The sequence below is a fragment of the Rhodococcus ruitaii genome (assembly GCF_055230935.1).
The window spans coordinates 169,597-188,778 of sequence record NZ_JBUYWC010000002.1 but is presented as its reverse complement, the minus strand read 5'-3'; the positions used below and the strand labels follow the sequence as shown (position 1 = coordinate 188,778).

Below are 19,182 nucleotides of genomic sequence, written 5' to 3'. Positions count from 1 at the left end.
TTCGGGGTGCGCCCGCTCGTCACTCGTGGGGATAGTCCTCGTCCACGGCCACCTCGCGATTCTGCTCGGCAGCATCGGCGGGATCGACCTCGAGCGGCAGGTCGGACGGGAACGTGTCGCGAGGATCGTCGTAGGCCGGCGTCGACTGTTCGACGCGATCCCCTTCGGAATCCTCGGTCGACAGGCCCGCGAACTCGAGTGCATCGGAAGCGTCGGTCATGTCGGCTTCACTCATGTCGGTCCTCCTCGTCGTGACTGAACGTCCGTCGGTGCGGGGATACCCTGGGCCATCCGGAGCGGGACCCTGCCTCAGCCTAACCTGGAACCCGGAACCGAGTCGGGAGTGTGAAAGTGGACAGCAGCACCGGAACGGTGATGGCTGAACCCGCGTGGCGGCCGAGTCCGAAGGCACGCGCATTGTGGGCGATCAATGCCGCACTGATGTGGGTCCCGGTCGCCATTGCGCAGGTTGTGTGGGCTGCGCTGGATTCGAGCCGCGTCGGGTGGCACGTCGCGGCAGCCTGCGCGACCGTGCTCCTCGCGGGCCTGCATATCGGGGCGGTCCCCCTGTGGCGCTACCGGGTGCACCGCTGGGAGATCAGCGACACCGCCGTACACACCCGCTCGGGTTGGTTCACGCAGGAACGTCGGATCGCACCGATCTCACGAATCCAGACCGTCGACACCGAGCGCGGCCCGATCGACCGTCTGCTCGGGCTCGCGACCGTCACCGTCACGACCGCCTCGTCCGCCGGCGCGGTGGAGATCACCGCGCTCGATACGGCGATGGCCGACGAGACGGTCGCACGGCTCACCGCGATCGCTGGTGTCAACGGAGCCGATGCGACGTGACACCCGGATCCGACGTACCCGCACCTGAAACACCGTTGCCCACCGACTGGCAGCGCCTCGACCGCCGCATGCTGCTGGTTCACCCCGTCGAAGAGATCCTGAAACTGTTTCCCGTCCTGATCGGTTCGGTGCTGTTGGGCAGCAGCAGCGGCAATCCGTACTGGGGTCTCGGTGTCGCGGCCGTGCTGGTCCTCATCGGACTCGCCCGCTGGTTCACGACGAGCTACCGGGTCGGACCCGTGCACATCGAGTTGCGCCGCGGCCTGTTGCAGCGCCGCGAGCTGTCGATTCCGCGCAGCCGCATCCGGTCGGTCGACGTCGACCGGCGGATACTGCACCGAGTGCTCGGTCTCGCGGTGGTGAAGATCGGCACCGGGCAATCCGGCGGTAGCAGCACCGACCACAACCGGTTCGAGCTCAACGGCATCGCCATCGAGGACGTTCCCGCTCTGCGTGCCGGTCTCCTCGAGGATGCGCAGACTGCCCCTGCAGCCGGAAGCGTCCCTGCAGCCGGAAGCGCCCCCGAGTCCATCCCCGTCGACGCTGGACCGGTCGAACGCGAAGTGGCCCGGTTGCGGCCCGGATGGGTCCGGTACGCGCCGTTCTCGGCAACCGGACTGATCGGTGTCGCCGCCGTTGTCGGGTTGGCGTTCCAGTACGGGATCGGCGAACAGCTCACCGAATCGGACACTGTCGCGCACGGAGTCGACGCACTCGCGGCGGCCGGCATCGCTGTCGCTGTCGGTGTCGCGGTCGCCGTGATCTTGGTCGTGGCGAGTATCGCCGCCTGCATCCGGTATCTACTGCTGTACGGGAACCTGCTGGTCACCGACGACGAACGGATGCTGCGGGTCGGGCGAGGACTGCTGCGGGTGCGGCACACGACCCTCGATCGCGCGCGACTCCGCGGCGTCGCCGTCCACGAACCCCTCGCGCTGAGGCTCGTGGGAGCGGCACGCCTCGACGCGATCATGACGGGCGTATCGGCCGAACGCGGCGAATCGTCGCTCGTGTTGCCATCGGCACCCGACCGCGAAGTACGCCGGGTGGCCGGCGAAGTACTCACCACCGACTCGCCGCTGACAGTGCCGCTGATCCCCCACGGCGCAGGAGCACGTCGGCGCCGCTTCACCCGGGCCCTCGCCCCAGTGGTGTGCCTGATCGCAGTGGGCATCGCAGCTGCCGCGATCTTCGGCCGGCCATTGCCCTTGGCAGCCGGGGCGGGTGCGGCTGCACTCGTCATCGCCGCGATAGCGCTCGGATGGGATCGCTATCGGGGTCTCGGGCACGCTTCGCCTACCGGCTATCTCGTCACACGCGCGGGTTCGCTCGACCGTCACCTGATCTACCTCGAGTCGGACGGGATCATCGGGTGGACGGTGCGTCAGACCTTCTTCCAGCGACGGACCGGCGTGGCCACGGTGATCGCAGCAACGCCCGCGGGCGCAGGCCACTACGAAGTCGTGGACGTGCCCCTACACGACGCGTGGTCGTTGATCGAGTCGGTGACTCCCGGCGCGGGCGACATCTGGGCACGCAGAGACCGGATATCGTGATCGATCCCTGGCGCAGACCCGGAGCGAGCACCCTGTCGGCGATGGACGAGATGCTCGTGGACTGCCGCGCGTGTCCGAGGTTGGTCGAGTGGCGTGAACGGGTCGCGCAGGAGAAACGAGCCGCGTATCGCGACGAAGAGTACTGGGGTAGGCCTGTACCCGGATTCGGGCCGACCGACGCGGCACTGCTCATCGTGGGGTTGGCGCCGGCGGCGCACGGCGCCAACCGTACGGGGCGGATGTTCACCGGCGATCGATCCGGCGATTTCCTGTACGCCGCGATGTACGATGCCGGTCTCGCGTCGCAACCCACCGCGACCCGGATCGGAGACGGACTCGAACTGTTCGGCACGCGCATCACCTCACCGGTGCATTGCGCACCGCCTGCCAACAAGCCGACGGTCACCGAGCGGGACACGTGCCGAGGCTGGCTCGAGCAGGAACTCGCACTGCTCTCACCGACGCTGCGGGCCGTCGTCGTGCTCGGTGGATTCGGTTGGCAGGCACTGCTTCCGGTGCTGACCGCCTCGGGGTGGACCGTACCGTCACCACGCCCGAAGTTCGGGCACGGTGCACGTGCCACCCTTGCGCCGGCGGTCGAGGATCGGGCCCCCTTGCAGCTGTTCGGGTGCTACCACGTGAGTCAGCAGAACACCTTCACCGGCCGTCTCACCCGGGAGATGACCGCGACCGTGCTCACATCTGCTGCGCGGGCGGCCGGGCTGCCCGCACGATCGCTTTGATCCGCGCCGAGAAGAGGTAGCCGCCTGCCGGCGCGAGCGCCGCGACGGGCAGCATCAGAATTCGCCAGTCGGCCACGGCGAGCTGATCTCCGCCCGGCCCGACTACCAGACACGCGGCGAATCCGAGCAACCACGCCGCGAGCGGCAACATCGCGGTCTGCAGCGATCCGGTCTCGCTGTGCACGGCCATCACCAGCAGCAGATTGATCACCGCGGCGAGCAGGATCGTGATCGGGAACGGGACCGGGCCGATGTAGAGACCCAGAAACATCACCGACAGGATCGCGCACAGAACCCCGTCGAAGACGAGTAGCGCGACCACCCCTCTCCGGGGCCCCTGCGGCGGCGCGGGTACGTCCGGGAGTGCGGTTGCAGGGTCGACGGTCATCGCTCCATAGTGCGCGACGGCTGCCCGGCAGTGCCAATCGGGGTCACGGCACGGGCGGGTAGCCGAGCATGGTCAACAGGTGCGATTGCATGTCGACGAAGCCGTAGAGCGCATCGAAATAACCGGCACGGATCTCGTCGGCGTGCGGGCGCAACGAGTCGACCAACGCGATGATCTCATTCTGAACGGACCAGTTGTACATCGCCGTCCTCCCCTCCATCGATGTCGGCGGTCACCCTATCCGATACCGGAGAAGAGGTCACGCTCCCGCCCGGAGGTATCCGTTTCACCTGGTTGCCCACGCACCAGACGGAAGTGCTCTTCATCGAGAACCGGTTGAGCGACGAGGTTCGACAGCGTGAACTGCGCTCCGCCCGGCGCGACGGTCACCTGGGTCGCGTGGGCGGCCATCGCGGCGCGTTTCGCGGCAAGCACCCCGCGGACGTCGACGACGGCACTCACCTGATCGTCGGGCACGCTCGGGAGTTCGCCCGGATCGGGTCGGCGCCATCCGTCCGGGAGGTCGCCGATCTCGGCGATACGCGCTTCGAGCGCCGACCTCTCGGTCACGGTCCAATACACCTTCGCCGGTGTCCATGGTGCACCGGCAGCTGCATAGTCGTCGGTTCCGGAGACGTCGAGCGCGGCCATCACGCGTTCGTGCACGGCGATGTGGTCCGGGTGCCCATACCCACCGACCGGGTCGTACGTGACCACGACGTGAGGCCGCGTACGCCGGATTTCGGCGACAAGCGCCCCGATGGCTTCATCGGAATCGGCGTTGACCCACGCGCGGGGATTCGCCGCCGACGGTGTGCCGGCCATCCCGGAGTCCCGCCAATGGCCCGCCCCACCCAGGAATCGGGGTGCATCCAGTCCGAGTGCATTCAGTGCGCGGGTCAACTCCAATACACGGTAGCCACCGAGCTGGTCTGCCCGCTCGGCGGTGAGCTGCGCCCACTGGCCGCCGATCACCTCTCCTTCCTCACCGAGAGTGCAGGTCACCACGGTGACCTCGGCTCCATGGGCGACATATCGGGCGACAGTGCCACCCGTGGTGAGGGTTTCGTCGTCCGGATGTGCGTGTACAAGCAGTAGTCTGCGCGCTTCGTCAGCGGTCACTGGCATTCCTCCACCAGAATCGGGCGTCGCCGACGATCCCCGCCGGCACCGGACCTGCCAGTGCAATTCCGTCCACACCGGGACCGGCAGCGGTTACGGACCGCCCCTGGATGATCGGGAGGTTCACTGCAAGCTCCCACAGCCTCGGCTCCACTTCGGCGAGTGTCGCGGGGACGTCCCCTACCCCGTGCAGGGCATCGACGAGTCGAGTCTGCACGGCGGGATCACAGGCACCCGAAAGGTTACTGGGTGCTTCGAGTTCGGCGGCCGCGGCCTCCTCCGCTTCATCCCTCGACTCCTCGCTGCCTGCTTCCTCGCTGCTGCCATCGTCGTTGCCGACACCCGAGTCGGGGACACCGGCCGCGGTGGTGGTCGGGACTGCGGTCGTCGACGTGGGCGGCTCCGCCGTCGTCGCTGATCCCGCCGTCGTTCCTGCTCCCTGCGTCGTCTCCGATGCGGACGGTGCCGGAGGGTCGGGCAGGCACCCGAATCGGGAGAGCGTCGCGGTGGCGGGGTCGGACCCCGCCTGCATCCAACCGACGATCGCGTGCACATCGCCGTCGACGAGGGCATCACCGTAGAGCTCGTCCGGCGGTAGTTCGCTCACGGTGGCCGCGATTCCGGCACCGGACAGTACATCTGCCGCCGTGTGTGCCACGGTGCGCGCGGTCGCGGACCCTTCGACGACACCGAGCACGAGCACCAGCGGGGCGCCGTCGCGGACGAGTGCGCCGTCCGAGATCGGTTCTGCGCGTCCGGTGGACGGCTGCTCGGACGAACCGTCGCCCGAGGGCAACTCTGCCCGCGTGGTCGGGTCGGGTGTAGTCGGGTCGGGTGTGGCTGCTCCGGCCGGGGACGGGTGATCCGCGGGCGGCTCAGGGATTGGCGCCGCCGGCAGATTGGGCAGGTAACCGGCTTCCGCGAGCAGCGCAAGCGCGTCTTCCCGACTCGGCCATGGCGGCATCGTCGGCATGTATCCGGGATCGGACGGTGCGAGGACCTGAGCCCTGTCGGGGACTACCTCGGCCTCGGAACCCGCCGCGACCAGAGCGAGCATCTCCGGATCGAGCAGACCGAGAACCCCGCGGCGTACCCGCGGGTCGGCAAGGGTGGGAGTGCGGGTGTTGAGCGTCAGTTCGAGCGTCCTGGGCTCGAGCTGCACGTGGGTTCGCAGCCCCGGCACCGCACCGAGCTGGGCGAGCAGGGCCGATCCGCCGGAAACCTGCGCGATCTGGGTGTCGCCACTTCGCATGGACTCGGTGAGCTGGGCGTCGCTGCCGCCACGTCGCATGAGGATCTCATCGGGCAGAGCCGGCTCACCCCAGAACCGGTCGTTGCGCTCGAGCAAGACCTCACCGCGGCCTCGGTCGACGGACTCCACCTTGAAGGGACCGCCCGACACCGGGATCGTTTCCGACAGTCCGGTGTCGAAACCGCCCGGAGTGTCCTTGACGAGGTGGGCGGGGAGCATGTCCGTGAACAACTCTCGCCACGCAGGGTACGGCTCGCGCAGGGTCACGGTGACAGTCTTGCCGCCGCCAGAGGAGCGGACGTCTTCGATCAGCCGATAGCCCGCGGCGTCGACGACTCCTGGCTGCGAGGTCATCTGCCGCCAAAGATAGTGGAAGTCCTCCGCCGCGATGGGCGCGCTGTCCGACCACTGGGCGTCGTTCCGGACCTCGTATTCGATGGTGAAAGGCACCTGCGAGACGACCTCCGCGGACACCAGCACCGAATCGTCGAGCACCCATTCGGTGACAGCAGGATCCTCCGCGCTCGACACAGGGCGGAATGCGCTGGGCAGGACCAGTTGCGCGATCGCATCGCCGACGGGTGACTGATCTGCCAGCAGGTGCGGGTTGAAACCGGTCTCTACGCCGTCGATTGCGACGACCACCGTGTTGCGCGCCTGGGCGGGCGCGGGCGCTGTTGCGGACTCCGTCTGTTCAATCGGCGGAGGTGGATCCGCAGTACACGCCGTCGACGCCAGTGCGACTGTCACGACGGCCACCGGACCGATCCACCGCCGGCGCCGGAGGCGCGAACGCAACACTCGGAGTTCCTCTCGTCGACTGTCACGGCCCCGGGGAGCCGGGCTACCGGGGCCGCTCCACACTATTTCTACTTGTTGCGGGCTTTCTCGCGCGACCGAGCACGCGCACGGTCGGTGCTCGACAGGTGCACCTTGCGTACGCGAATCACCTCGGGGGTCACCTCGACACATTCGTCGACCGCACAGAACTCGAGCGCAGCTTCGAGCGTGAGTTCGATCGGCTTGGCGAGTGTCTCCATGACATCGGCCGTCGACGAGCGCATGTTGGTGAGCTTCTTCTCGCGGGTGACGTTGATGTCGAGGTCCTCCGCGCGGGGGTTGATGCCCACGACCATGCCCTCGTACGTGTCCGCGCCCGGGTCCACGAAGAAGGTGCCGCGATCGGAGAGCTGGATCATCGCGAACGGGGTAACCGAACCTGCGCGGTCGGACACGAGCGACCCCGTGTGGCGTGCTCGGATCTCGCCGGCCCACGGTGCGTAGCCGTGGAAGATCGCGTTGGAGATACCCGTGCCGCGTGTTTCCGTGAGGAAATCGGTACGGAAGCCGATGAGACCGCGGGACGGGACGATGAACTCCATCCGGACCCAACCCGTTCCGTGGTTGGTCATCTGCACCATCTTGCCCTTGCGGGCCGCGAGGAGCTGGGTGATCGAGCCGAGGTACTCCTCGGGGCTGTCGATCGTCAGCTCTTCGTACGGCTCGTGCAGCTTGCCGTCGACTGTCCTGGTGACCACCTGCGGCTTGCCGACAGTGAGTTCAAAGCCCTCGCGGCGCATCTGCTCGACCAGGATCGCGAGCGCAAGCTCACCACGACCCTGCACCTCCCACGCGTCCGGGCGGCCGATGTCGAGCACCTTGAGCGACACATTGCCGATGAGTTCGGAGTCGAGCCGGGTCTTGACCATGCGGGCAGTGAGCTTGTGGCCCTGCACGCGGCCCACCAGAGGCGACGTGTTGGTGCCGATCACCATGGAGATCGCGGGTTCGTCGACGGTAATGGTGGGCAGCGCGACCGGGTTCTCGACATCGGCGAGGGTGTCGCCGATCATGATGTCAGCGATGCCTGCGACGGCGACGATGTCGCCCGCGACGGCTTCCTCACCGGGCTGACGCTCGACGCCGACCGTCTTGAGCAGCTCTGTGATCTTCACGTTCTTTACGCCGTCCGAGTGCATCCACGCGACGGTGTCGCCCTTACGGAGCTTGCCGTTGTGGACGCGGAGCAGCGCGAGGCGACCGAGGAACTCGGACGCATCGAGGTTGGTGACATGCGCCTGCAGCGGCGCGTCCGCGTTGCCCTTCGGTGCCGGGATGCAGTCGAAAAGGACCTCGAAGAGTTCGTCGAGGTTTTCCGCATCGGGGACCTGACCGTTCTCGGGCTGCTTCCGGCTGGCCTTGCCCTCGCGACCCGAGGCGTAGAGAACGGGCAGCTCGAGAGCGAGTTCGGCGGCTTCCGCGGCCTCGTCATCGAGATCGGATGCAAGGTCGAGCAGAAGGGTCTGGCTCTCCTCGACGACCTCTGCGATGCGGGCGTCGGGTCGGTCGGTCTTGTTCACGACCAGGATCACGGGCAGCGACGCGGCAAGCGCCTTGCGCAACACGAAGCGTGTCTGCGGCAGCGGGCCCTCGGAAGAGTCGATGAGCAGGACCACTCCGTCGACCATCGACAGGCCGCGCTCGACCTCGCCACCGAAGTCCGCGTGGCCGGGGGTGTCGATGACATTGATAACGGTCACGCCACCGTCGGCATGGTGGCGGTGCACCGCAGTGTTCTTGGCGAGAATGGTGATGCCCTTCTCGCGTTCGAGGTCGCCGGAGTCCATGACTCGGTCAACGAGTTCAGCGCGTTCCGCGAACGCACCCGACTGGCGCAGCATGGCGTCGACGAGGGTGGTCTTTCCGTGGTCGACGTGCGCCACGATGGCGACGTTCCGAAAATCTGCGGTGCTCACGCGATGGCTCTCCTGGCTGTAGTCCGGCCACACGGCACTGGACCCGGTTGGCACCTCGCCCGTACGGCGCAATTTCTCATCTGGTCCGCGACGCGAATGCGAAACACCCGGCGCGGACTTCGAGATCGATTCTCCGAAGGTCCGTGCGGGCACTGCGGCCACGAGTACCCTACAGCCCGCACAGGCATGCACGCGGCATCGCGACCCTATCGGCCCAGCTCAGCGTACCCCGAAGTGACGTTCGACACGTCGAAGGGTCCGACTTCGAGTCTGAGTTCGAGTCTGAGAACGCCCCGCCGAGCACCCCTTGGCCTCCAACTGAGGGAACGCTAACCTGACTTCCACGCGCGTGGAAGTCAGGAGCAGGACGAAGATGGGCAAGAAGAAGTTCAAGGCAAGCACTGTCGCAGGCTTGAAGCCGAAGAAGAAATGCTGCCGCAAGAAGACGCGCTGCGTGAAGTGCCCCGTCGTGATCATGCGCATGAAGAAGGTCCAGAACGACGGGATGAGTGAGAAGCAGCTGCGCAAGCACCTCGAGAAGGTTCGCGCCGCCTGACCCGGCCGCGACCGATTGCCCCGGTTCGTTGCGGACGGCTCCGCAGAGGCCACACAATGAGTCATGGCCCAGTTGCTCACCGACGGCGAGATCGACGCCGCACTGTCCGACCTCCCCCATTGGCACCGCGCAGGCGACGCCCTGGTGCGCACCATCGAGTCACCGACATTTCCCGACGCGATCAGTCTGGTCGGCAGGGTGGCCGAGGTCGCCGAGGACGCGAACCATCATCCCGACATCGACATCCGGTGGCGCAAAGTGACCTACTCACTCAGCAGCCACTCCGCAGGGGGAATCACCGCGGCCGATCCGGATCTGGCTCACAAGATCGATGCACTGGCGGGGCCGTAGCGGAATCGGCGCCGATTCGGCGAGGCGCGACGATCATCCATAGGTAGACGACGAGAACGCCGACCACGTTCACTGCTCCGAGCCACGCGAGCGCCGCGGGGCGGTCGATATCCCACATCGACGCCTGGAAGGTGCTCAGCACCCACGGCACACCCACCAGTGTCACCGCGGCCCAGCAGGCCGCTACGACCCGGGTGCCGAGACGACCGGCGAGTGGCCCGTAGGCGAGCCACAGCAACATCGGAACGACCCACACCCAGTGGTGCACCCACGAGATCGGCGACACCAGCAGGCCGAACAGCTGAACGATGACGAGCGTGCCGAGCCGGTCGTGGGGGCCGAGTGACCGCCACGCCGCAAACGCGAGAACCGCGCAGGCAGCGACAGCGACGATCCACACCCAGCCGGTATCCACGTCACGGCCGAGAAGCCGACTGAGCGCACCCCGCAGCGACTGGTTCCAGACCGATCCCACAGGGCCGATCCGATCGGCATCACCGAACAGAGAAGTGAAGTAGGTGCGCGCCTGCTCTCCGAGCAGCACACTGCTGACGACCACGGTGGCACCGAACGCGACGGCCGAGAAGAACGCGGCGCGCCAACGTCTCCTGGCCAGGAAGTACATGCCCGTGATCGCCGGGGTGAGTTTGATGCCGGCCACGATGCCGACGAGCCCACCGGACAGCCACCACCGACTGCTGCGGACCGCCACCATCACGGCGAGCGCGAGAAAGACGTTGATCTGCCCGTAGTCGAGAGTGGTGCGCACCGGCTCGATCCACACCGCGATCGCCGTCCAGACCGACGCCACCGACGTCCAGTACGGTCCGCGTGCCGCCGGACCGACGAGCAGTTCGAGTGAGATCCGGATGACCCAGAACAGCGCTGCGATCGTCAGGAGTAACCACAGGATGCTGATCAGCCCGAACGGCAGATAGTGCAGCGGCAGGAACACGAGGGCCGCGAACGGCGGATAGGTGAATGGCAGCGGGAAATCGGGGGTGTCGCGCGAATAGGTGAAGTCGTACAGTTCGCCGCGCAGAAGTGCGGCGGAACCGTCGACGTACACATGAAGGTCGACGAGGTTCATGCCGTTGGTAGTCAGCAGGCCCAATGCGAGCCTGGCCACCACCGACAACAGTAGAAGCAACGCGCACCACAGACGGTACGACCGAGCACGTTCTGGCACCGCGGTGCGCCTCCCGTCGTCGTCGTCCGGGTGCTCCGACCCGGCGTCAGAGATTACCGGTGCGATACGACAGATCGAAAAGCGACAGCCGCTCACGTAACAATTTCATCTCTGGTCACAGCTTTCACATCCGTATCGCGTTACCGTCAACCTAGAACCACCATCGGAACACCCTGTGGCTACACTCCCCGCAGGTATCGGCCCAACGCCCTCGACAAGCGGGCGCTGCCGCTTGTACCGGACGGGGGGGCTACATAGAGTGTCTCCTCGAGCCGTCAGTAACCGATTGCCCGTCCAAAGGCACCGGGTACTTCAACGACAAGGATGGGGAACAGTGCTTCGTACTCGAGGAATGCGGAGGGCGCTCACCGTGTGCGCACTCGCCGCCGCCGCGGGACTTGCCGTGCCGACGCACGGAGTCGCGCAACCTGCACCGCCCGCGCTACCGGACCTGGCCGAGCTCGTCACGCTCCCTCAGTTCGCCGTGCCGGCCGATCTGTCCATCGAGTCGCTGACACAGTTCCTCCCCCGAACCGAGGTCGACCTCCGAGAGACCGAGGCACTCGCGTCGCTCGCCCCCGCCATCGTCGGCGCCGCGGCCGGCCCTTCCGATATCGCGGACGACGGCAAGAACGACATCCTCGCTCAAGCCAAAGAGCTACTCGCGAACTCCGAACTTCCGGATTCGGTGAAGGGCACGCTCGAGAGCGTCATCACGTTCCTCGACGGTAGCGGCGGCGGCGGCCCCGCTCTTCCGGCTCCGGGCGAGGTCGTGATCTCCCAGTTCCTGTACCCGACGCTGGGTCAGGACTGCATCGGCGACGGCGCAGACTCCGTGGGCACTGCACTCGCGGTCGCGGGTCCGGCACTGCTACCACCTCCGGGGCCGGGCGCCGGCCAGGCCGGATTCGTGTTCACTGCACTCGGCACCGCACCGGCCGCCGCTGAGCAGGCCGAGCCGATGACCCTGACCTGGATCAACGTCTCCAACGGCCGCTCCGGCACGCAGCCCATGACCAACCAGGCCAATATCAACCCGGACGGCCCGACCACACTGAGCGCGATCGCCGACACCGGACCCGGCCAGGTCGTCGCCGTGGTCTCAGGTGGCGTCACCACACAGGAGGAGGGCGCGGATCCGCGCTCGTGCACGTTCCTGCCGACCCTGGGGCTCGTCGCAGTTCCCTGACCGACACAGTCACCGCACGGGCCGCCGGAGTTCGCTCCGGCGGCCCCGTCGCGTATTCGACCGAGTTCCCGTGCCCTTCTCACCAGCCACCACACGTGATAAACCGGGATATGGTCCGCATGTCACAGTGTCGCCCCCCGCAGTCGACCCGCTCGCTGCGCTCACACCGCTCGACCCGCTCGCTGCGCTCACACCGGTCGTTCCTGTCGATCGCCTCGGAAGGATCCATTCTCTCGATCGGGTCCGCCTATTCGATTCTGTCGATCGGCAGCGTCGGTTCGATCCTGTCGATCGGGTCTGCCGGGTCCGCTGCCTCTGCGCTGTCGTCGATGTCGGTCGGCAGCGTGGGTTCGTGCATGTCGGCGCTCTCGCGGTGGTCGTTGATGTCGTGGCGCGGTGTGCATTCGATGCCGGACGAGCATCCACGTTTCGCAGTCATCGCCGATGAACAGGATCCCGCCGGTCACTGTCAATCGTGACCAGCACACGGTGGGTCCGTTCGGCTTCCGAACAGACAGCGTGTTAGACAAGTGCAACATAGTTGTTTTTGCACACATCACAGTTGAGGTCGCGCTCGAAGGGCCTCGGACGAGGATCCCATGGCCGTCGACAGCCCGACTCCCACCCGGGAGCGGCCCGTGCCACGCGCGATCGTTCCGGTCCTCGCGCTGTGCGGGATCAGCGTCTCGGTCATGCAGACGCTCATCATTCCGCTACTGCCGCAACTTCCGGTCCTCGTCGGCGCAACGCCCGAGAACACCTCGTGGGCCGTCACCGCAACCCTGCTCGCCGGTGCCGTCATCACGCCCATCTCCGGACGGCTCGGAGACATGTTCGGTAAGCGCCGGATGTTGATCGCATGCCTCGGCATGATGGTCGCCGGCTCGGCAGTATGCGCGCTGTCGACAACCCTGGTTCCCCTCGTGGTCGGCCGCACGATTCAAGGGGCAGCAGTCGGCGCAATCCCACTAGGCATCGCCATTCTGCGCGACGAACTCCCGCCCAGGAAGATCCCGGGTGCCATGGCAACCCTGAGCGCCACGCTCGGCGTCGGCGGTGCGATCGGCCTGCCGTTTGCAGCGGTCGTCGCACAGCTGACCAACTGGCACATCCTGTTCGTGGTGTCCGGCGTCATCGGAGCACTCGGAATCGCAGCCGTGCTTCGATTCGTTCCCGAGTCTCCACAACGCAACCCCGGCAGATTCGATTTCGTCGGTGCTGTCCTGCTGTCGATCGCTCTGATTCTGCTCCTCCTCCCGGTCAGCAAGGGCAATACGTGGGGCTGGTCGAGTCCGAATACACTCGGGATGCTCACCGGGGCGATCGTGGTATTCCTCGGGTGGGGCGGGTACGAACTGCGTCGGCCACGTCCTCTCGTCGACCTCCGCATCTCCGGGCGACGGCCGGTGCTCATGACGAACCTCGCATCGATCGCCCTGGGATTCGCGATGTATTCCAACATCCTCGCGTTCCCACAGTTGCTCATGGCTCCCAGCGAGACCGGCTACGGATTCGGGCTGTCGATGGTGGCCGCGGGGCTCGTGCTCATGCCGAGCGGACTCGTGATGATGGCACTGTCACCCGTGTCTGCCCGGATCACGAGGAGATTCGGTGCACGCACCACACTCGCGTGCGGCGCAGCGACCATCGGGATCGGATACCTGGTGGCGTACCTGGTGCACGCCGAGATTTGGCACATCCTGGTCGCGGCGATGATCATCGGTGCCGGAGTGGGCCTGTCCTATGCGGCAATGCCCGCACTGATCATGGCCGCGGTGCCCCTGAGCGAATCGGCGGCGGCCAACAGCCTCAACACCTTGATGCGGTCGATCGGGACGTCGACTGCGGCCGCGGTCATCGGTGTCGTGCTCGCCGCGATGACCACTCGAATCGGCGACGCGCTCGTCCCGTCGCTCGAGGGATTCCGGATCACGTTTCTCATTGCGGTCATCGCAACCGTCATCTCGTTGATCTTCACCGCACTGATCCCACCCGTACGTCCGACTGCTCATCGCGTCGGGACGTGATCGGAATCGTGGTGCGAGTCAGGGCTGCGGGGCGATCGGAACTGCAGGATGATCAGAGCTTCGAGAGTGACCACTGCCCATAGTCGACGGCCAGCACGTTGTTGACGTCGATACCGATGCCGTCGATCTCGCCTCCGGACACCTGGTGCAGATGTGCGGACCCGTGGACGAATCCCTTGGGAGTACCCCAATTGTGCTGCCAGTAGAAGGCCCCGAGCCCGACGGCAGACGCCCACCCGATGGTCGGCGAGTTCGCATACACCCCCGTGTTCGAGGGACCGACCACTTCCTGCCATGCGAGCAGGTACGGGACGATCTGGGTGGTGAACTGCACGAAGGTGGGGTTGTCGTCGATCGATGTGTAGATCGGGCGGTCGTCCGGACCACCTGCCGCGCGATGCAGTTCGAGCCCTCGCCGCGCATGCTTCAAACCCGCCTCGTATCCACCGAGCCAATCTGCCGTGTCCTGCTTACCGAACTGGTAGCACGACACCACTTCGAGACCGCTGTCGGTGAGGGCGTCGGCCTCACTCTCGGTCAGTGGCTTGGCGGTCATCCATTCGGCACCAGGCCGGCGGTCGGAGACGTAGCGGATCGCACCGATGTGTCCCGCGGCACTGATCGACGAGGGGGACGGCACTGCCGCGGAGTAGTCGACGATGGTGCCGAGCACCTCACGCCCCTGGGCGATCCCCGGCGCGGCGAACGCGGAAGCCGCCACCGCTCCTGACCCGATGGCCGTATACCGCAACAATTCCCGACGGGTAAGTCTCATGCATGCCTCGCTTCACAGGTGGGCAGATACCACCCGGTATTGCACCACAGCATCACGAGTCTCACCTGTCGCATCGGTGAATACGCCCGATTCGTCCGGGTCGACAAGCCAGGTGTCAGTGCCCCGCAAGCTCCGCGAAGAACGCAGGCACCAGGGCGACGTCCTTGACGGTCCGCAGCGTGGTGCGGACGCCCAGGCCGTGTTCCTCGAGCAGGTCGCACAAGCCTTCGCCGTCGACCAGATCGATCGGCGGAGCCCCATGCCTGTACGCCTCTGCCTTGGCGTCCTCGGCGAACTCACCGGTGGATACGAGTAGCCCTTTCTCGCCCCGACCGACCATTGCGGCACGGAACTCCCGTACGACGTCGGCACCCACCCGCTCACGGCCGCGAACGAAGCGGAAGAACACCGAGAAACTGAGCAGCGACACCCGCAGCACACCGGTGCCCTCGACGACGTCGGCGTGGGCGCTCTCATCCGGGTCCAGCGTCGTCAACGTGGTGAACCCCGCCGCGCGAAGTACCGCCGTCACCAACCGCTCGAAACCGTCGTCGGGCAGGTCGGCGACAGCACCCAGTACCGGCTCGCGCCACATTTCCGGATCCTCGGGCGCCGCGACGAGAGGCACGACCTGCGCGCCCGACGAGGTCCGCCCGATTCGCTTGCGTCGCTTCTCGGCGGTGTAGGCGATCTGCCTGGGCCGAATCTCGGATTCGCGCACCGTGCGCCCCTGGTCGGTGGCGCTCCACACCCCACGACGAGCATTGGCGAGCAAGCCCATGCCCTTGAGGTAGGTGCGCGCCCAGGCCACGCGGTATTCGATCTCGGTCCCGGGACCGTCGCCGTGCAGCACCGCGCGCGCCGCCGCCGACAATCCCACACGCTCCGATACGGCTGCGTCGATTTCATCGATCGCGCCGGATCCGCCCAGCCCGATCACTGCCTGCAGGGTCGGCCACAACAGATCCGTGTAGGGCGGTAGTGCACTCTCGGTACCGGCTGCATTCGCTGTGCTTCCGAGAGGGCTTCCGACAACGTTTCGGCGCTGCACACCTTCCCCAATCGTCGCGGCCTTGCCCAGTACCGCCGGTCGCTCCTGCAGGTCGGGAAACACCCTATCGGATCGACGGTGCCCGTTTCGGCGCGGGCACCTGCCGTGCCCCTACGATGGAATCCGTGCTCCCCGCGAACGAGCCGAACCCCGGTTCACTCACACGCGCAGTGATCTCCGACTCCGGGGTCACCCGGACACCGTTCGTCGAACGCGCCATCGAGATCTCCTAGTGTGAGCGGGTGGGTTTCACACGCGCCGAGCTCGAGTCCTTCCGCGATGCTGTCGTCCCCGACCTGATCGACGACGGCTGCCGTCTACTGTTCGTCGGCATCAATCCCGGATTGTGGACAGCCGCGGCCGGAGCCCATTTCGCGCGACCCGGCAACCGCTTCTACCCGGCTTTGCTGCGGGCCGGCATCCTCACCCGCGCGGTCGACCCCACATCCGGCCTGAGCGGAGCAGATACCGCGCACCTACTCGAGCGCGGCATCGGCATCACCAATCTGGCACCCCGCGCCACGGCGCGCGCGGACGAGCTCACCACCGACGAATTGCGCGCCGGCCCTGAGCGATTGGCAGAGGTGGTCACGCGATGGCAACCCCGCGTCGTCGCGGTTGCAGGAATCACCGCGTACCGCACAGCCTTCGGGCGACGCAAGGCCGTTTCCGGCGTGCAGGAGGAGACGATCATCGGCGTTCCGCTGTGGGTGGTCCCCAATCCGAGCGGCCTCAATGCGCACGACACCGTCGGCTCCCTGGCCGAGGCGTACGCGGCGCCCGCTCGGGCGGCAGGCATCCTCGCGCAGTGATCAGGCGCGCCCGGTCACCTTCGCGAGGTATTCGGTCGCGCGGTAGCCGTCTGCCGTTCCCTCGACGAGGACGGCGACACCGTCGGAGTTCTCCGTGCGGAGCGGGAGGATCTCCTGATACCCAGGTGAGTCGTACCACCGGCGGGCGCGCTCGATGTCGGGGAATTCGATGACGATCACATTCCCGGGGAACGGTCCTTCCAGCACCTCCGGGTCGACTCCGTGAACAAGGAAACGTCCTCCGTACGGAACGAGCGTGTCATCGATCGTCTCGAGGTATCGGATGATGTCCGCTCCGAAGTCGACGGAACGGAGGTGGGCGATTGCGTATGCGGTCATGCCGACGACTCTGCGACATCGGGCGCCACAGATCGATTACCTGCGAGGTAATGGCAACACTTCCCTCGCACCCATAGGGTCGACGCCATGACGACGATGCAGTCGGAACCGGCCGGCGCGATGCTGCGACACTGGAGAGAACGTCGAGGACTCAGCCAGCTCACGCTCGCGAACCGCGCGGGCGTCTCTGCGCGACACGTGAGTTTCGTCGAAACCGGCCGGTCACGCCCCTCCCGCGACATGCTGTTGAAGATCTGTGATGAGTTGGAAATATCTCTGCGCGAGCAGAATTCGATACTGATGGCCGCGGGTCTGGCACCGGCCTATCCCGAGCATCGGCTCGGCGACGTGCCCATGTCCGCGGTGTCCGATGCCATCACGCGAATCCTGCGATCGCACCAGCCGTTTCCCGCGCTGGTCGTGGATCGGCACTGGACGATGGTCGACGCCAACGAAGCCATCGGAGCGCTCGTTGCGGGCTGCTCACCGGAGTTGCTCGAACCACCGGCCAATGTGCTGCGCCTGTCGTTGCATCCGAACGGCCTGGCCCCGCGGATCGCGAATCTGGGGCAGTGGCGCTCGCACCTGCTGCTCCGGCTCCGTCATCAGATCGGCGCTACCGCCGACCCCGTTCTCCTGCGCTTGTACGACGAACTGTCCGGCTATTCGTGCGACGACCCGGACGAGCCGGCGGAGCCGCATTCGCTCGTGGTGCCCTTGCGGATACGCACCGACGACGGCGAGCTGTCGTTCTTGAGCACCACCACGTTGTTCGGGACGCCGCTCGACGTGACGGTCTCCGAACTCGCGATCGAAGCGTTCTATCCGGCCGACGACGCGACCGCCGCTGCGCTGCACCGCTGAGCGCGTAGCGCGAACCCTGTTCTCACCGGACGTCACGGGCGTACGGTTCGAGAGGAAGCTGTTCGAACTGATCCGGAGGCGACCGATCATGAGCACTGCCAAGTGGTGGGTGATCGACGGGCGGAAAGATGGATACGCCGTCGAAGAACGTCCTACCGGGGACATCGTGGTCACGAACAAGTCCTCGTCCGAAGAACACGTGCTCCACGGGTATGTGTGGAAGCACTCGCCGGTGTTCGGCATCCAGATCCAGAGCGAGGGACCGCCGCCGTACGGGCACTGGGTCGAGAACCCGGGCGACTGACCTCACCCGGGTAGATCGTCACGGCAGCGTCATCAACCGACGATGTTCGCCGGTCACGGTGTCGATGAGCGCCGCGCGTACCACGGTGGCTTCGAGAGGCAGCACGTCGTGTCGTAGGTCCGCAGTACCGCATACGACAGGTGCGGCACGTGCCTGCGATGTGTGTGGGTGAGGAGCGTGGAGATGCCGTCGCCCTCGAGGCGTTCCCACAGGCGCCGTACCGCACGGTCGGTGTCGGCGTCGAAGAGCAAGCAGACGGCGAGTGCCATCAGCCGAGACGTTCGCGATGCGGCATGGCTCCGTCAGGCCACGGTCACGTGCCACACGAGTGCTGCCGCGAGCGCCCCGGCGCCGTTGAGCGACCAGTGCAACGCGATCGGTGCGAGGATGCTGCCGCTCCGCCGACGGAGCCAGGTGAACACGAACCCTGCCGCTGCGGTCGCGATCACGGCGCCGGTGATCCCTGCGAGCTGCGCCCAGATTCCGGCGCCGAGGAAGGCGCTCAGTCCGGCGTTGCCCGCGGTCAGCCCGAACGACGACGCGATGTGCCACAGGCCGAACAACAGCGACCCGGCCGCGAAGACGCCGCGGGCTCCCCACACGCGTTCGAGGGTGCCGTGCAGGACACCGCGGAACGCGAGTTCCTCGGGGATGACAGTCTGCAACGGGATGATGATCATCGACGCCACCAGGGCGCCGGACACGGTCGCATACCGCTCGGACAGGAAGAACTGCCTGGTGAACGGCAATGCGATGCCGATGGCGACCACCGCGAGAACCAACCCGATCGCACCCACCGAGTAGAGCGTGCCGCGCTTCCAATGCCGCGGCGACAATCCGAGTTCGTTCCAGTGCATGCCACGCTGCCGCATGATCGCGACGAGCACAGCGGCCGCGATGGGGACAGTGGCGATCGACGCCCACACCGTGGTGAAGTGTGCGATGAGGTTGGTGACAACGAGAACGGACACGACCACAGCGACGTCGACCCACGCGTGGAAGTGCGGGGCCCGCCGGACCAATGGGACGATCCGTACGGCTTCGACGGTCACGCGG

At 66.6% G+C, this 19,182-nt stretch carries 22 protein-coding genes and 1 pseudogene; 11 read left to right on the top strand and 12 right to left on the bottom strand.

Annotated features, from left to right (window positions below):
- Positions 1–19: 19 nt before the first annotated feature.
- Positions 20–235, bottom strand: coding sequence for a hypothetical protein (locus ACZI8W_RS01960; protein WP_463366797.1), 216 nt, complete (start codon positions 233–235; stop codon positions 20–22).
- A gap of 140 nt (positions 236–375) precedes the next feature.
- Here ACZI8W_RS01960 and ACZI8W_RS01955 point away from each other — a divergent pair, with 140 nt between their 5' ends.
- The 3 genes from ACZI8W_RS01955 (at position 376) to ACZI8W_RS01945 (ending at position 3,151) form a co-directional block, all read left to right on the top strand.
- The gene (locus tag ACZI8W_RS01955; protein ID WP_463367031.1) at positions 376–852 is read left to right on the top strand and encodes a PH domain-containing protein; all 477 of its coding nucleotides are present in this window, start codon (positions 376–378) and stop codon (positions 850–852) included.
- A gap of 68 nt (positions 853–920) precedes the next feature.
- Positions 921–2,408, top strand: a complete 1,488-nt coding sequence (locus ACZI8W_RS01950; RefSeq protein ID WP_463367030.1) for a PH domain-containing protein — start codon at positions 921–923, stop codon at positions 2,406–2,408.
- Positions 2,409–2,449: 41 nt separating this feature from the next.
- A complete protein-coding gene (locus tag ACZI8W_RS01945) occupies positions 2,450–3,151 on the top strand; it encodes a uracil-DNA glycosylase (RefSeq protein ID WP_463366796.1) in 702 nt (233 codons plus the stop codon).
- Here the strand turns inward: ACZI8W_RS01945 and ACZI8W_RS01940 are convergent.
- From ACZI8W_RS01940 to typA, 5 genes are all read right to left on the bottom strand, one after another.
- The gene (locus ACZI8W_RS01940) at positions 3,105–3,539 is read right to left on the bottom strand and encodes a hypothetical protein (protein ID WP_463366795.1); all 435 of its coding nucleotides are present in this window, start codon (positions 3,537–3,539) and stop codon (positions 3,105–3,107) included. The two genes, ACZI8W_RS01945 and ACZI8W_RS01940, sit on opposite strands and share 47 nt — an antisense overlap.
- A gap of 43 nt (positions 3,540–3,582) precedes the next feature.
- A complete protein-coding gene (locus tag ACZI8W_RS01935; RefSeq protein ID WP_463366794.1) occupies positions 3,583–3,741 on the bottom strand; it encodes a hypothetical protein in 159 nt (52 codons plus the stop codon).
- Positions 3,742–3,776: 35 nt separating this feature from the next.
- Positions 3,777–4,667 carry an N-acetyl-1-D-myo-inositol-2-amino-2-deoxy-alpha-D-glucopyranoside deacetylase gene (gene mshB / locus ACZI8W_RS01930; RefSeq protein WP_463366793.1) on the bottom strand — a complete coding sequence of 297 codons (891 nt, stop codon included), beginning with the start codon at positions 4,665–4,667 and terminating at the stop codon, positions 3,777–3,779.
- The gene (locus ACZI8W_RS01925; protein WP_463366792.1) at positions 4,651–6,672 is read right to left on the bottom strand and encodes an ABC transporter family substrate-binding protein; all 2,022 of its coding nucleotides are present in this window, start codon (positions 6,670–6,672) and stop codon (positions 4,651–4,653) included. The genes mshB and ACZI8W_RS01925 overlap by 17 nt, the downstream gene beginning before the upstream one ends.
- Before the next feature lie 110 nt (positions 6,673–6,782).
- Entirely contained in the window at positions 6,783–8,669 is a 1,887-nt protein-coding gene (gene typA, locus ACZI8W_RS01920) for a translational GTPase TypA (protein WP_463366791.1), read from the bottom strand.
- A 373-nt stretch (positions 8,670–9,042) separates the two neighbouring features.
- On the opposite strand from typA, the gene ACZI8W_RS01915 reads away from it, so the two are divergent.
- Both ACZI8W_RS01915 and ACZI8W_RS01910 read left to right on the top strand, forming a co-directional pair.
- Entirely contained in the window at positions 9,043–9,225 is a 183-nt protein-coding gene (locus ACZI8W_RS01915; RefSeq protein ID WP_463366790.1) for a hypothetical protein, read from the top strand.
- A gap of 63 nt (positions 9,226–9,288) precedes the next feature.
- Positions 9,289–9,576: a 4a-hydroxytetrahydrobiopterin dehydratase gene (locus tag ACZI8W_RS01910; protein ID WP_463366789.1), complete on the top strand. Its 288-nt coding sequence runs from the start codon at positions 9,289–9,291 to the stop codon at positions 9,574–9,576.
- On the opposite strand, the gene ACZI8W_RS01905 is transcribed toward ACZI8W_RS01910, so the two are convergent.
- On the bottom strand, positions 9,521–10,765 hold the full coding sequence (locus ACZI8W_RS01905; protein WP_463366788.1) for a mannosyltransferase: 1,245 nt from the start codon (positions 10,763–10,765) through the stop codon (positions 9,521–9,523). The genes ACZI8W_RS01910 and ACZI8W_RS01905 overlap by 56 nt on opposite strands.
- 352 nt (positions 10,766–11,117) lie before the next feature.
- On the opposite strand from ACZI8W_RS01905, the gene ACZI8W_RS01900 reads away from it, so the two are divergent.
- The 3 genes from ACZI8W_RS01900 to ACZI8W_RS01890 all read left to right on the top strand — a co-directional run bounded on the left by ACZI8W_RS01900 (position 11,118) and on the right by ACZI8W_RS01890 (position 13,981).
- Complete coding sequence (locus tag ACZI8W_RS01900) at positions 11,118–11,954, top strand: Rv1157c family protein (protein WP_463367029.1); 837 nt, start codon at positions 11,118–11,120, stop codon at positions 11,952–11,954.
- A gap of 119 nt (positions 11,955–12,073) precedes the next feature.
- Entirely contained in the window at positions 12,074–12,433 is a 360-nt protein-coding gene (locus ACZI8W_RS01895) for a hypothetical protein (protein ID WP_463366787.1), read from the top strand.
- Between the two features lie 120 nt (positions 12,434–12,553).
- A complete protein-coding gene (locus ACZI8W_RS01890) occupies positions 12,554–13,981 on the top strand; it encodes an MFS transporter (protein ID WP_463366786.1) in 1,428 nt (475 codons plus the stop codon).
- A 52-nt stretch (positions 13,982–14,033) separates the two neighbouring features.
- Here the strand turns inward: ACZI8W_RS01890 and ACZI8W_RS01885 are convergent, their stop codons facing one another.
- Both ACZI8W_RS01885 and ACZI8W_RS01880 read right to left on the bottom strand, forming a co-directional pair.
- A complete protein-coding gene (locus ACZI8W_RS01885; RefSeq protein WP_463366785.1) occupies positions 14,034–14,756 on the bottom strand; it encodes a DUF1906 domain-containing protein in 723 nt (240 codons plus the stop codon).
- A gap of 115 nt (positions 14,757–14,871) precedes the next feature.
- Positions 14,872–15,807: a restriction endonuclease gene (locus ACZI8W_RS01880; protein ID WP_463367028.1), complete on the bottom strand. Its 936-nt coding sequence runs from the start codon at positions 15,805–15,807 to the stop codon at positions 14,872–14,874.
- Positions 15,808–16,049: 242 nt separating this feature from the next.
- On the opposite strand from ACZI8W_RS01880, the gene ACZI8W_RS01875 reads away from it, so the two are divergent.
- Positions 16,050–16,619 (top strand): mismatch-specific DNA-glycosylase, encoded by a 570-nt coding sequence (locus ACZI8W_RS01875; RefSeq protein WP_463366784.1) that lies wholly within the window; start codon positions 16,050–16,052, stop codon positions 16,617–16,619.
- Here ACZI8W_RS01875 and ACZI8W_RS01870 read toward each other — a convergent pair whose 3' ends face one another.
- A complete protein-coding gene (locus ACZI8W_RS01870) occupies positions 16,620–16,958 on the bottom strand; it encodes a DUF1330 domain-containing protein (RefSeq protein ID WP_463366783.1) in 339 nt (112 codons plus the stop codon).
- Positions 16,959–17,045: 87 nt separating this feature from the next.
- Here ACZI8W_RS01870 and ACZI8W_RS01865 point away from each other — a divergent pair, with 87 nt between their 5' ends.
- The gene (locus ACZI8W_RS01865) at positions 17,046–17,822 is read left to right on the top strand and encodes a helix-turn-helix domain-containing protein (protein ID WP_463366782.1); all 777 of its coding nucleotides are present in this window, start codon (positions 17,046–17,048) and stop codon (positions 17,820–17,822) included.
- 88 nt (positions 17,823–17,910) lie between these two features.
- Positions 17,911–18,126 (top strand): maltose regulon activator MalT, encoded by a 216-nt coding sequence (locus tag ACZI8W_RS01860; RefSeq protein WP_463366781.1) that lies wholly within the window; start codon positions 17,911–17,913, stop codon positions 18,124–18,126.
- Positions 18,127–18,236: 110 nt separating this feature from the next.
- Here ACZI8W_RS01860 and ACZI8W_RS01855 read toward each other — a convergent pair.
- Together ACZI8W_RS01855 and ACZI8W_RS01850 are read right to left on the bottom strand one after the other, a co-directional pair.
- Positions 18,237–18,395 (bottom strand): annotated as a pseudogene (locus tag ACZI8W_RS01855) (2'-5' RNA ligase family protein); the annotation flags it as partial.
- Between the two features lie 33 nt (positions 18,396–18,428).
- Positions 18,429–19,178 carry a CPBP family intramembrane glutamic endopeptidase gene (locus tag ACZI8W_RS01850; protein ID WP_463366780.1) on the bottom strand — a complete coding sequence of 250 codons (750 nt, stop codon included), beginning with the start codon at positions 19,176–19,178 and terminating at the stop codon, positions 18,429–18,431.
- Positions 19,179–19,182 lie beyond the last annotated feature (4 nt).